Origin of the sequence: Cyanobium sp. Lug-B, from assembly GCF_024345635.1 — a bacterium.
Lineage (GTDB): Bacteria > Cyanobacteriota > Cyanobacteriia > PCC-6307 > Cyanobiaceae > Cyanobium > Cyanobium minutissimum.
On the sequence record NZ_JAGQBM010000079.1, the window covers coordinates 1 to 12023 of the forward strand.

At 71.9% G+C, this 12023-nt stretch carries 9 protein-coding genes; 6 read left to right on the plus strand and 3 right to left on the minus strand.

What is annotated here, in order from left to right; translation table 11 throughout:
- Positions 1-316 precede the first annotated feature (316 nt).
- From KBY81_RS14810 to KBY81_RS14830, 4 genes are all read left to right on the plus strand, one after another.
- Positions 317-1570 carry a hypothetical protein gene (locus KBY81_RS14810; protein WP_254973828.1) on the plus strand — a complete coding sequence of 418 codons (1254 nt, stop codon included), beginning with the start codon at positions 317-319 and terminating at the stop codon, positions 1568-1570.
- Positions 1567-2811: a mechanosensitive ion channel family protein gene (locus tag KBY81_RS14815; protein WP_254976907.1), complete on the plus strand. Its 1245-nt coding sequence runs from the start codon at positions 1567-1569 to the stop codon at positions 2809-2811. The genes KBY81_RS14810 and KBY81_RS14815 overlap by 4 nt, the downstream gene beginning before the upstream one ends.
- 399 nt (positions 2812-3210) lie before the next feature.
- Positions 3211-4386 carry a class I SAM-dependent RNA methyltransferase gene (locus KBY81_RS14825; protein ID WP_106222747.1) on the plus strand — a complete coding sequence of 392 codons (1176 nt, stop codon included), beginning with the start codon at positions 3211-3213 and terminating at the stop codon, positions 4384-4386.
- Positions 4387-4454: 68 nt separating this feature from the next.
- Positions 4455-6101, plus strand: coding sequence for an alpha-amylase (locus KBY81_RS14830; RefSeq protein ID WP_254976908.1), 1647 nt, complete (start codon positions 4455-4457; stop codon positions 6099-6101).
- A gap of 30 nt (positions 6102-6131) precedes the next feature.
- Here KBY81_RS14830 and KBY81_RS14835 read toward each other — a convergent pair whose 3' ends face one another.
- On the minus strand, positions 6132-6620 hold the full coding sequence (locus KBY81_RS14835; RefSeq protein ID WP_254973821.1) for a hypothetical protein: 489 nt from the start codon (positions 6618-6620) through the stop codon (positions 6132-6134).
- A gap of 190 nt (positions 6621-6810) precedes the next feature.
- On the opposite strand from KBY81_RS14835, the gene KBY81_RS14840 reads away from it, so the two are divergent.
- Entirely contained in the window at positions 6811-8799 is a 1989-nt protein-coding gene (locus tag KBY81_RS14840) for a S8 family serine peptidase (protein ID WP_254976909.1), read from the plus strand.
- Between the two features lie 12 nt (positions 8800-8811).
- On the opposite strand, the gene KBY81_RS14845 is transcribed toward KBY81_RS14840, so the two are convergent.
- A complete protein-coding gene (locus KBY81_RS14845) occupies positions 8812-9177 on the minus strand; it encodes a phage holin family protein (RefSeq protein WP_254976910.1) in 366 nt (121 codons plus the stop codon).
- On the minus strand, positions 9174-9650 hold the full coding sequence (locus KBY81_RS14850) for a glycine zipper domain-containing protein (RefSeq protein ID WP_396103801.1): 477 nt from the start codon (positions 9648-9650) through the stop codon (positions 9174-9176). The genes KBY81_RS14845 and KBY81_RS14850 overlap by 4 nt, the downstream gene beginning before the upstream one ends.
- 101 nt (positions 9651-9751) lie before the next feature.
- Between KBY81_RS14850 and KBY81_RS14855 the strand changes: the two genes are divergently transcribed.
- Positions 9752-12023 (plus strand): ATP-binding protein (locus KBY81_RS14855; protein WP_254976912.1); only part of this gene is annotated, 2272 nt, incomplete at its 3' end.

Below are 12023 nucleotides of genomic sequence, written 5' to 3' on the forward strand. Positions count from 1 at the left end.
CGAAGCCGGCGCCGGGGGCCACCCCCGCGCCGGAGGCCGGCCCGCCGAGCCCGCCGGGGTTGGGCCGGGCCAGGCTGATGCCGGGGAGGGCCAGGCCGATGGCCACCGCTGCAAGGGCCGGAAGGATGGGGAGCTGGAAGCGTTTCATCGCCGGCCATGCACAGGAGACCCTCGTCCTAGCAAGGTCGACGCCCCACACCCGTACCTGCACGGGTGGGTTGGAGGGCGGCTCCTAGAGTCATCCTTTGGGCCCCGGGTCCATGACCGGCACAGCTGATCGGCGCCGGCGTCCCCCGGGCCACGGCCCCTGCAGGCCATGAACGCAGCCCGGCCGGCCATGAACGGCGCCCGCCGGCTCCTGTGGCTGGTGCTGCCGCTCAGCCTGCTTTCGGGCTGCGGCCCCGCTCCGGAGGAGCTGAGGGGAACGGCCTATCTCGCCATCAGCGTCGAAGGCGACCAGCCGTTGACCAAGGCGATCCTTCAGGAGGAGGTCCTGCAGGCCCAGGCAATCGTGGCGGCTTTCCGCCAGCTGCACCCCCGCGTGGCGATCGAGACCAACCTCCTGCGGGAGAGCGCCTTCCTCGAGGAGGTGCGTCGCCGGCAGGCCGCCGGTCTCGGCCCCGATCTGATGCTGGTGGCGGGCTCCACCGCCCACGCCTTGGTGGAGGCCGATCTGGCGCGGGGCCTGGAGCTGCCCCAGGCCGCACGCCGCCAGGTGGACACCGATTCCCTGCAGCGGCTGGCGATCCCGCCCCGGGGTCTGGCGGGGCTGCCGATTCTGAGGCGACCGCAGCTCGCCTGCTTCAACCGCACCCGGCTGGCCTCCAGCCCCGCCAGCACCGACGCCCTGCTCAGAGAGGCCCGCGGGGGGGTGCGGGTGGGGCTGGCGGTGGAATCGCGCAGCCTCTTCTGGAGCACGGGTCCCCTGGGGGCGGATCGGGCGATCATCGCGGCCGCCGCCGGGCGCCCCCTGGCGGCCGGTGAACGGGAGGGGCTGCAGCGGTGGCTGGCCTGGCTCTCGGCCGCCAACTTCAACCAGAAGGTCTTCATCGAGCCCGACCAGGAGGCGCTGGTGCAGGGTCTGCTGGAGCGGCGCCTGGACTGGATCCCCTGCAACAGCGGCAGCCTCAGCCGGCTGCGCGGCAGCCTGGGGAACGCGCTCGGTGTGAGCGACCTGCCCGCCGGACCCTATGGGCCGCCCACACCGATCACGCGGCTGCGGGTGCTGGCCTTCGGCAGGGACTCCACGGCCCGGCAGCGGAACGTGGCGGAGGCCCTGGCCGTGTTTGCGCTGAACCCCTGGATTCAGAGCACCCTGACCAGCGACAACCAGGACATGCTGCCCACCAATCGCTTCGTCCCACCCTCGGCGCTGCACACCCCGGTGCTCAAGGCGATGCAGCGGTCGGTGCGGCAGGCCGACGCCAGTGACGCCATCTCCCGGCTGCTGCCCGCCGGCGATCCGCGCGACCGTGCCCTCAGTCGCCTCGTGACGGCGGTGGCCTTCGGCGAGATCACGGCGACGGAAGCCACCGGGGCCGTAGTCCAGGCCCTGGATCCCCGGCCATGAACGACCTGCTCGGCCAGATGGTCGGCTGGCTGCCGATGCTGGGCCGGCCCCAGGTCCTGCTCCAGCTCGCCCTGGTGGCCCTGGCCGTGGCCGGGGGTCGCCTGGCGGGTCACCGTTTCGGGCCGACCGGCCGGCCAGGGGCCTTCGAACTCGGCGCCACCGCCGCGCTGGCCGCCCTCGGCTGGGGGCTGCTGGCCATCGCGCGCCAGCCAACGGCCCTGGCCATCCTGCTGATCGCCGTCGTGGCCGGCCTGCAGGTGTCGGAGCTGGTGCTGCGTCGGGCCGAGCGCTGGCTTCCCGAGGATCAGATCCAGCCGCTGCGCCATCTGCTGATCCGGCCGTTCCTGTTCGGCGGACTGCTGTGGGCGCTGATCGAAGAGCTGGACACCCGCGCCGAACTGGCCCTGATCCCCCTGGGCCGCTGGATGGGCGCGAACGTGAATGTGGGCGACGTGACGCGGCTGGTGGTGGTGCTCTACCTGCTGCTGGTCGCCTCAGGGCCGCCGTCGCTGGGGGTGGCCTGGCTGCTGAAGCGGTGCTTTGCCCTGGAGCGGGTCAGTGCGCGCGCCATCGGCCTGATGGTGCGCTATGCGGTGATCAGCCTCGGAACCGTGGCCCTGCTGGAAACGATCGGCTTCAACAGCACCGCCCTGCTGGCCATCGCCGGGGGGCTGTCGGTGGGCCTCGGCTTCGGCGTCAAGGAGGTGTTCGGCAACTTCGTCAGCGGCCTGTGGCTGCTGTTCGAAGGCTCCCTGCGGCCGGGCGACATCATCGCCCTCGATGGCGACTTCTGCGAGGTGCGCCGTCTCGGCCTGCGGGCCACGCGGCTCTGGCGCGACCGTGACAACGCCGAGCTGGTGATTCCCAACCAGACCTTCTTCAACTCCAGCACGGTGGAATTCAGCGTCGGCCGCACCCGCTTCCTCACCCAGATCGCCATCTGCGTGGATGCCGGCCAGCCCGCCACCACGATCCTGGCCCTGCTGGAGGTGATCGCCGCCGGGGTGCCCGGCGTGGAGAGCCATCCGCCCCCGAAGGCCTACGTCCAGGGGGTGGGGGACCGCGGCGGCGATTACGTGCTGAAGTTCTGGATCCACAGCCCCTTCGCCAACCGGATGATCTGCAGCGCCGTGATGGCGGCGGCCATCGAACGGTTCCGGGAGCTGGGCATCAGCCTGCCCTTCCCCCGCCTGATCGTGGAGCGCGCCAGGACCGAGCCGCCGGGAGGATCCTTCGGATGATGGGAAGGGCCCTTCCAGGCCCCATGGGTCATTTGGGTGACAAGGCTGACCTCACCCCGTCTCCGTTAAGAGTGTCAGGCAGCCACAGGGGCGGCTTGACGGGAGAAACGAACGATGTTGTTCGCTGTTACGGGTTCGCTCTGACCGAGCAGGCTTCAGTCACCCTCCTCATGCCCCGTCGAAACCATTGCAGCCCCGGGACGACGCACCGCCGGCGGGGCGGTGGGTCGGGGGAATGGAGCTGAGCGGAATCGAACCGCTGTCCGAGACACTGGTGTGGACCACCTAGTTCGTCCGAAGACGAGCCTTCCCATCCTGCCACCTCCCTGCCGGCGCAGCCGCGGCCACAGGCGGTGGGCATCCCCGTACAGGGGGACCGCCAGCCAGCAGCATGGGGCGATGGCCAGCCCCTCCCGCTTCGACGTCATTGCCGTGGTGCCCCCGGGGCTGGAGGAGCCGGCGGCGGCGGAACTGACGGCCCTGGGCGCCCATGAGGTGCGCCCCCTGCGGCGCGCCGTGGGCCTGCGGGCCGATGCGGCCACCTTCTACCGCCTGCACCTGCAGGCCCGGCTGCCATTCCGCTTCCTGCGCCAGCTGGCGCGCTTCCCCTGCCGCGGCCGCGAGGAGCTCTACGACGGCGTGCAGCACGCCGCCGACTGGGAGCGCTGGCTGCCGCCCCAGCTGAGCTTCCGGGTGGAGGCCAGCGGCAGCGTGCCGGGTCTCACCCACAGCCACTACAGCGCCCTGCAGGTCAAGAACGCCCTGGTCGACCGCCAGCGCCAGGTGTGGGGATCGCGCTCCTCGGTGGACCTGGACGATCCCGACCTGGTGCTGCACCTGCACCTCAGCCCCGGCCGGCCCGGCGGCAGCGGCCCCGAGGCGGTGCTGAGCCTCGATGGCGGCGGCGCCAGCCTGCACCGGCGCGGCTACCGGGCCGCCATGGGCCTGGCCCCCCTCAAGGAGAACCTGGCCGCCGGCCTGATCGCCCACACCGGCTGGGACGGGAGCGTGCCCCTGGCCGATCCCTTCTGCGGCTCCGGCACCCTGCTGATCGAGGCCGCCTGCGGGGCCCTCGGCCGTGCCCCCGGCCTGGAGCGCAGCTTCAGCCTGGAGCGCTGGCCCGATTTCGATGCCGCCCTCTGGCAGCGGGAGCGGCAGGCCGCCCAGGACCTGGCCCGCACCAGCCTCCCCGAAGGGGCGCCCCTGGCGGCCGTCGTGGGCATGGAGCGGGATCCGGCGGTGCTGGCCATGGCCCGCAGCAACGCGGCGGCGGCCGGGGTGGCCGACTGGGTCGACCTGCAGGAGGGGGACTTTCGCGATTTCCATCCCCCCGGAACGCCCGGGGTGCTGGTGTGCAACCCGCCCTATGGCGAGCGGCTCGGCGGTGACGACGACCTGGAGGCGGTCTATGGCGACCTGGGGCGGATGGTGAAGGAGCGCTGCAGCGGCTGGACCCTGTGGCTGCTGAGCGGCAACCCCGCGCTCACGGGGGCCCTGCGCATGAAGGCCAGCCGGCGGGTGCCCGTGAGCAACGGCGGCATCGACTGCCGCTGGCTCCGCTACGACATCCGCTGAGGGGCGCCACAGCAGCTCCCCTCCAGCACTGCTAGCGGTGGGTCCTGCCTCCGCCGCCGCCAGCCCCCATGGCCTCACTTTTTGAAGCGCTCAAGCAGGACGTGCTGGCCGTGGAGAGGGATCCGGCCCTCGACACCGGCCAGGCCACGATGGCCCTCATGCGGGAGTGGCTGGCCTGCCACGAACCGGAGATCTGCGCCCGCAAGCTGGCGGCGCCGACGGAGTTCAACGGCACGCTGATGCAGTGGTTCCACTGGTACAGCGACGGCGACGGCGGCCACTGGCGGCGGCTGCGCCAGGAGGCGCCGGCCCTGGCCAGGGCGGGCATCACCGCCCTGTGGCTGCCGCCGGCGGGCAAGGGGGGAAGCGTGTGGGATGTGGGCTACGGCACCTACGACCTGTTCGACCTGGGCGAATTCGACCAGAAGGGCACGGTGCGCACCAAGTACGGCACCAAGCAGGAGTATCTGGAGGCGATCGAGGCCTGCCACGCCGCCGGGATGCAGGTGTATGCCGATGTGGTGTTCAACCACAAGATGAACGCCGACGAGCAGGAGCAGTACCGGGCCACGCCCTGCGACCCCGCCGACCGCAACCGGCCCCTGGGGGAGGAACGCACGATCAGCGCCTGGACCCGCTTCCGCTTCGACGGTCGCGGCGATCGCTATTCGTCGATGCAGTGGCACTGGTACCACTTCGACGCGGTGGATCACAACACGCTCGATCCGGGTTTCCGGGCCGTGTGGCGCACCCAGGGGGCCGGCTTCGAGGGCAACGTCGATCTGGAGAAGGGCAACTACGACTACCTGATGGGCAGCGACCTCAACGTGAACCATCCGGAGGTGCGCGGTGAGCTGAAGCACTGGGGCCGCTGGAGCCTCGACCACGTGGGGGCGGATGGCTTCCGGCTCGACGCGATCAAGCACATCGCCAGCGATTTCTTCCTGGACTGGATCAGCGACCTGGAGACCCACGCCCAGCGTGATCTGTTCGTGGTGGGCGAGTACTGGACCTACAACATCGAGAGCCTCCACTGGTATGCGGCCAACACCGGCGGCCACATGAGCCTGTTCGATGCGCCGCTGCACATGAACTTCCACCAGGCCAGCCGCAGCGGGGGCAATTACGACATGCGCCGGCTGCTCGACGGCACCCTGATGCAGCAACTGCCGCTGCTGGCGGTGACCCTGGTGGACAACCACGACACCCAGCCGCTGCAGGCCCTGGAATCGGTGGTGGAGGCCTGGTTCAAACCCCTCGCCTACGCCGTGATCCTGCTGCGCGACCAGGGCTATCCCTGCATCTTCCATGCCGACTACTACGGCGCCGAGTACACCGACAGGAAAGGCGGCCAGGAGTACTGGATCGTGCTGCCCAGCCACCGCTTCCTGATCGACCGTTTCCTGCTGGCCCGCGGCCACTGCGCCTATGGCCCCCAGTACGACTACCTCGACCACGTCAACACCATCGGCTGGACGCGCCTGGGCACCCCCGGCCACCCCGGGGCCCTGGCGGTGCTGATGAGCGACGGGGCGGCCGGCCACAAGTGGATGGAGGTGGGCAAGCGCCACACCACCTTCCGCGACCTGACCGGCCACATCCGGACGCCGATCACCACCAACGGCGACGGCTGGGCGGAATGGCATTGCCCGGGGGGCTCGGTGTCGGTGTGGGTGGAGGAGGCGGCCCTGGCGGCGATGGGGGTGAGCCTCTGACGCCCGGGCGGGCCTGGCGTGGGCGTGGGGCTACCGCTGGCCCCGCGCCATCAGCAGCTGGGGCTCGACGCTCGCGACGCCCTCCAGCTGCCGCAGCCGCGCCACGCACCCCAGGGCCTCGGCCAGATCGCCATGGCGGGCCCGCAGCCAGGCGGCCTCGGGGGCATGGTCGGGCACCGCGACGATGCGGCAGCCCGCCTGCTCCAGGGCGGCGCGGTGGGCCTGCGCCGACTCCCCGGGCCGGAAGCGAATGAACAGCTGGCCGGTGGGCACGGCCAGGGCCCCTGTGCCGGGCTGGGCATACACAGGGCTGAGCGACTGGCCCGCGGCCAGGGGGCCGGCGGGGGCTCCGGGCAGCACGGCGATGGCTTCGGGCTCAAACGTCAGCAGCCCCTCGGCCCTGGGCAGGGGCTCCCCGTGCAGGGCGTACCAGCCCGGTTTCTGCTCGAAGACTACGGCCTCTGGCGAGCCGACGAGGATCCGCCGGGGGAAGGCGTCGAAGGATGTCGCGGGGCCCATGCTGGTGATGGCCTGACTCCCACACCGCGACCAACGGACGCTAGCCAGGCGCCCATTAGCGCCAGCGGGTCCCAGCTCTGAAGAAGGGTGAAGATTCCACCGGCCTGTGACGGCAGATCACGTCCTGTTCCGGCGGCTTGAATTCGCCAGCTGATGCGCGGAGAGTGATCGCCGCAGCGATGGCAGCGCGATGGTTCAGGTTCGCTATGGCGGCAAAGATGCGGCCCCCTACGGCCTCGATGTCAGCGACAATCACCTCGTGGTGCGCACCCTCGATCGCCAGGCGGTGATGCCGGAGCGACCCTTTGAAGCCTCACCGGTCAGCGCCGAGGCCCATCGTCTGCTCGCCCAGTTCGAGAGCGTCACGCGCTTCCGTGAGGCGGGGGTCGAACTGCTGGGCACGAAGCTCCCCCAGGCCGATGGGGCCCTGCGCGATGCCGCCCGCAGCCTGCTCAAGGCGGAGCCCGGCATCGACTTCGCCGGCCGCGTTCTGGTCGATGCCAACGGCAGGCCCGTGGTCTATACGGAGAATCTGTTCGTCAAGTTCGACGACGACGCGGAGACCGAGGCCTGCGAGGGCCTGCTGCAGCGCCTGGGCCTCACCATCAAGCGTGGCCTCAGCTATGCCCGCAACGCCTACTTCGTGGCGGCTCCAGGCAACAGCGGGCTGGCGGTGTTCGACATCGCCGAGACCCTGCTGGCGGAGGAGAGCGTCGCCCTGTGCCACCCGGAACTGGTGAGTCCCAGCCGCCAGCGCCGCCAGGCCTTCCCGCCCGAGTGGCATCTCAAAGCCACCGCCGTCAACGGCCGGCTCGTCGATGCCCACGCCGAGGTGGAGGCGGCCTGGGCCCTCAGCGACGGCACCGGGACGATCATCGCGGTGGTGGACGACGGCTTCGACCTGGACCACGAGGAATTCCGCTCCTCCGGCAAGATCGTCGCCCCGCGGGATGTGACCCGCCAGAGCGGCGACCCCCGCCCCGGCCGCGGCGACGACCACGGCACGGCCTGTGCCGGTGTGGCCTGCGCCAACGGCCAGTTCGGCGCCACAGGCGTCGCCCCCGGCGCCCGGCTGATCCCGATCCGGCTGGCCTCCGGCCTGGGCTCCCAGGCGGAGGCCGACGCCTTCGTCTGGGCGGCCCGCAACGGCGCCGATGTGATCTCCTGCAGCTGGGGCCCGCCGGACGGGGCCTGGTGGGACCCCAACGACCCGGCCCACCGCCAGGTGGTGCCCCTGCCGGATTCCACCCGGCTGGCGATCGACTTCGCCACCGCCCAGGGCCGCGGCGGCAAGGGCTGCGTGGTCCTGTTCGCGGCCGGCAACGGCAACGAGAGCGTCGACAACGACGGCTATGCCAGCTACGGCAGGGTGATCGCCGTGGCGGCCTGCAACGACCAGTCCAGACGGAGCGCCTACAGCGACTTCGGCCGGGCCGTGTGGTGCAGCTTCCCCAGCAGCGACGGCCGCCCCGCCCTGACGCCCGGCATCTGGACCACCGACCGCTCCGGGGTGGCGGGCTACAACCAGGGCAGCCCCCAGAAGGGCGACCAGGCGGGCCACTACACCAATTCCTTCGGCGGCACCTCCAGCGCCTGCCCCGGCGTGGCCGGGGTGGCGGCCCTGGTGCTGGCCCGCAATCCGGCCCTGCGCTGGGACCAGGTGCGGGACATCCTGCGCCAGGCCTGCGTCCGCATCGACCCCACGGGCGGCAACTACGACGCCAGCGGCCGCAGCCCCTTCTACGGCTACGGGCGGGTGAGTGCCCGCCGGGCGGTGGAGCTGGCCCGCCCGCCCCAGCCGGCGGCGGCCCTGGTGTTCCAGGCGGTGCAGGACGTGCCCATCAACGACTTCCAGACCGCCACCCTCACCGTGCCGGTGGCCGCCCCGGGCCCGCTGCAGTCGATCCGGGTGGCGGTGGATCTCGACCACACCTACATCGGCGATCTGGTGGTGCGGCTGCTGCCGCCGGCGGCCCTGGGGGCCACCCCGGTGGTGCTGCACGACCGCTCCGGCGGCGGCACCGACAACCTCAAGGTCACCTACGACGCGGTGAATGCCCCCGCCCTGGCGGCGTTGAAGGGCAAGGACCCCAGCGGCACCTGGACCCTGGAGGTGTCCGACACCGCCCGCTCCGACCGGGGCACCCTGCGCAGCCTGCGGCTGGAGATGGGCTTCTGAACATGGCAGACCTCAGAACTTGCCGGTGATCGCCCGGGTGGTGCGCATCAGCCCGGCGGTGGTCTCCGGCAGGTAGGGGCCCTTGAGCATCTGGCCGCCGATGCGCAGGCTGATTCCGGCCAGCACCAGGTCGATGGTGGCCACGGCCACCGCGGCCTGCAGCCAGCTGAGTCGGAAGGCCTCGCGGATCCAGAGCAGCAGCACCAGCTCCGCCGCCACCAGCGCCAGGGTCATCAGGGTGAGGCCCAGGCCCAGCATCACCCCGCCGCCCACCAGGCGCCGCTTTTCCTTATCGGCCTCCTGCAGGGCGATGCGGACGTGCAGGTCCATCACCGAGGTGATCAGGGCCGTGACCCGGCTGAAGTTCGGACCGGTCATGCCGAACGCCGACCCGAGGAGAGCAGCAGTCCCACCAGCACGCCCACGCCGGCGGCGATGCCGAGGGCCATCAGGGGCCGCTCCCGCACCGGCTTCTCGATCCGGGGCCGCAGGGTGGTGTTGAGGTCATCAAGCAGGTGCTCGAGCTGCTCCTCCAGGGGCCGCAGCGCATCCACCACGTGGCCCGCCTGCTCGCCGGTGACGTTGACCAGATCCAGCAGTTGCTGCTTGACGCCGGCACTGGTGACCCCGCTCTGGCGGCTGATCACCTCCACCACGTGGTCGAAGCTGCCCCGGGTGGCCTCCAGGGTATGGCGGGCCACCTCGGGCCACTCCTTCTGAATGCTGGGCAGCAGGCTCTCGAAGCGTTCCCGGAACTGGTTCTGCACCTGCTGGGAATCACCGGACCCAGCGGGCTCAGGAGCCGCCATCCGGGCCGGCTCCGCGGGGGGATGGGAGGTGTCCGTTTCCATGGGGAATCAGGTGGTGATGCCGTTGTGGCTTCACCGTAGAGAGGGCGACTTGAGTTCGTCAGTACCTCGGCTAGGGTGCAGCAGCTTGATGCATGAGCCAATTGGTTCACATCAATCAAGTCGAGCTCACGCACTTCAAGTCCTTCGGCGGGTCGATGACCATCCCGCTGGAGGAGGGGTTCACGGTGGTGACGGGGCCGAACGGGTCCGGCAAGAGCAACATCCTCGATGCGGTGCTCTTCTGCCTCGGCCTGGCCACCAGCCGCGGCATGCGGGCCGAGCGGCTGCCTGATCTGATCAACAGCGCCGTGCTGCGGGAGGGGAAGGCCGCCGAAACCAGCGTCACCGTGCGCTTCGACCTGGGCGACTGGCAGCCGGATGCGGCTGAGGAGGGGCTGGACGTCCCCGAGCAGGGCCCCTGGCTGCGGCGGGGCCAGCGGCAATGGAGCGTCACCCGGCGGCTGCGGGTGGCCCCCGGCGGCACCTACAGCAGCAGCTTCAGCGCCGATGGGGTGCCCTGCAACCTGCAACAGCTGCAGACCCAGCTGCGGCGCCTGCGGGTCGACCCGGAGGGCAGCAACGTCGTCATGCAGGGCGACGTCACCCGCATCGTCTCGATGAGCGCCCGCGATCGGCGCGGCATCATCGACGAGCTGGCCGGCGTCGCCCTGTTCGACTCCCGCATCGAGCAGAGCCGGGCCAAGCTCGATGAAGTGGTCGAACGGCAGGAGCGCTGCCGCATCGTCGAGCAGGAACTGCTGGCCGCCCGCCAGAAGCTCGAACGCGACTGCGCCAAGGCCCGCACCTACCAGGAGCTGCGGGAGCGCCTGCACCAGGGGCGCCTGCAGGAGCAGGTGCTGGCCTGGGAGGAGGCCCGCGCCCATGGCCTGGCCCTCGCGGGCCGCCTGGAGCGCCTCGACCACCAGCAGGAGGAGGAGCGGCAGGCGATCGCCGCCGGCGAGGCCGAGGTGGTCGCCGCCGCCGCCGCCCTCGAGCAGCTGCAGGCGGAGGTGAAGACCCTGGGCGAGGACCAGCTGCTGGCGGTGCAGGCCGAACTGGCCGGCCTCGAGAGCAGCGGCCGTGAGCTGGCCCGCCAGGCGGAGCAGCACGGCCAGCAGGCCGAGGAGCTGCAGCGCCGCCGCCAGCAGCTGCAGCAGGACCAGGGGGAACTGCGCCGGCAGCAGCAGGAGCTTGGCGCGGGGGACGACGACGGCGCCATCGACCGCGCCGAGGCCCTCTGCCGGGACGCCGAAGCCGCAGTGGAGCTCTCCCGGCGCCGCCTCGGGGAGGTGGCCGGACGTTCCGGCAGCTGGCTGGAGGAGCAGCAGGAACGCAGCCGCCGGCGCCAGGAGCTGCAGGAACGGCTCGCCCCCCTGCTGGCCGAACGCCAGCAGCTGGAGGAACGGCTGCGGCAGGCGGGCGAACGGCTCGAGGAACTCGGCGGCGAGGAACTCCAGGAGGACGCGGCCCACGCGGAGGCCGCCGCCGCCCTGGAGGCCCTGGGCGGCCAGGAGCAGGCCCTGCGGGCCGCCCTGGAGGAACGCCAGGGGCAGGCCCGGGAGCTGGCCGAGGCCCTGGCCCTGCAGCAGCGCACCCGGGCGCGGCTGGAGCAGGAGCAGACCAGCCTGGAGCGGGAGATCGCCCGCCTCGACAGCCGCCGCGAGACCCTGCAGGAGAGCCGCGGCACCGGCGCCCTGCGCCTGCTGCTGGAGGCGGGGCTGGAGGGGATCCACGGCTCGGTCGCCCAGCTGGGCGAGGTGGAGGAGCGGCTGCGGGTGGCCCTGGAGGTGGCGGCGGGGGGGCGCCTGGCCCAGGTGGTGGTCGAGGACGACCGCATCGCCGCCCGGGCGATCGAGCTGCTCAAGAGCCGCCGCGCCGGTCGCCTCACCTTCCTGCCCCTCAACCGCATCCGGGGGGGCAGTGGCGGCGGCTCGGGGGGGGCGGCCCTGCAGCGGGGAACCGCCGGCGGCGGTGGCGGGGCCGGCGGGCTGGTGGGGCGGGCGGTGGATCTGATCCGCCACGAGCCCGTCTACACCGACGTGTTCCGCTACGTCTTCGGCGACACGCTGGTGTTCGCCACCCTCGCCGACGCCCGCCGGGAACTGGGCCGCTGCCGGGCCGTGACGCTGGAAGGAGAGCTGCTGGAGAAGAGCGGCGCCATGACCGGCGGCAGCCTGCAGCAGCGCTCGGGCCAGCTGGGCTTCGGCCGCAGCGGCGACGGCGACGAGGCCGAGCCGCTGCGCCAGCGGCTGCTGGAGCTGGGGGAGAGCCTGCTGGCCAGCCGCCGCCGTGAAGCCGAGCTGGGCCGGAGCCTGGAGGAGGCCCGGCCGGGCCTGCTGGAGCTGCAGCAGCGCCAGGCCGCCCTCCAGGCCG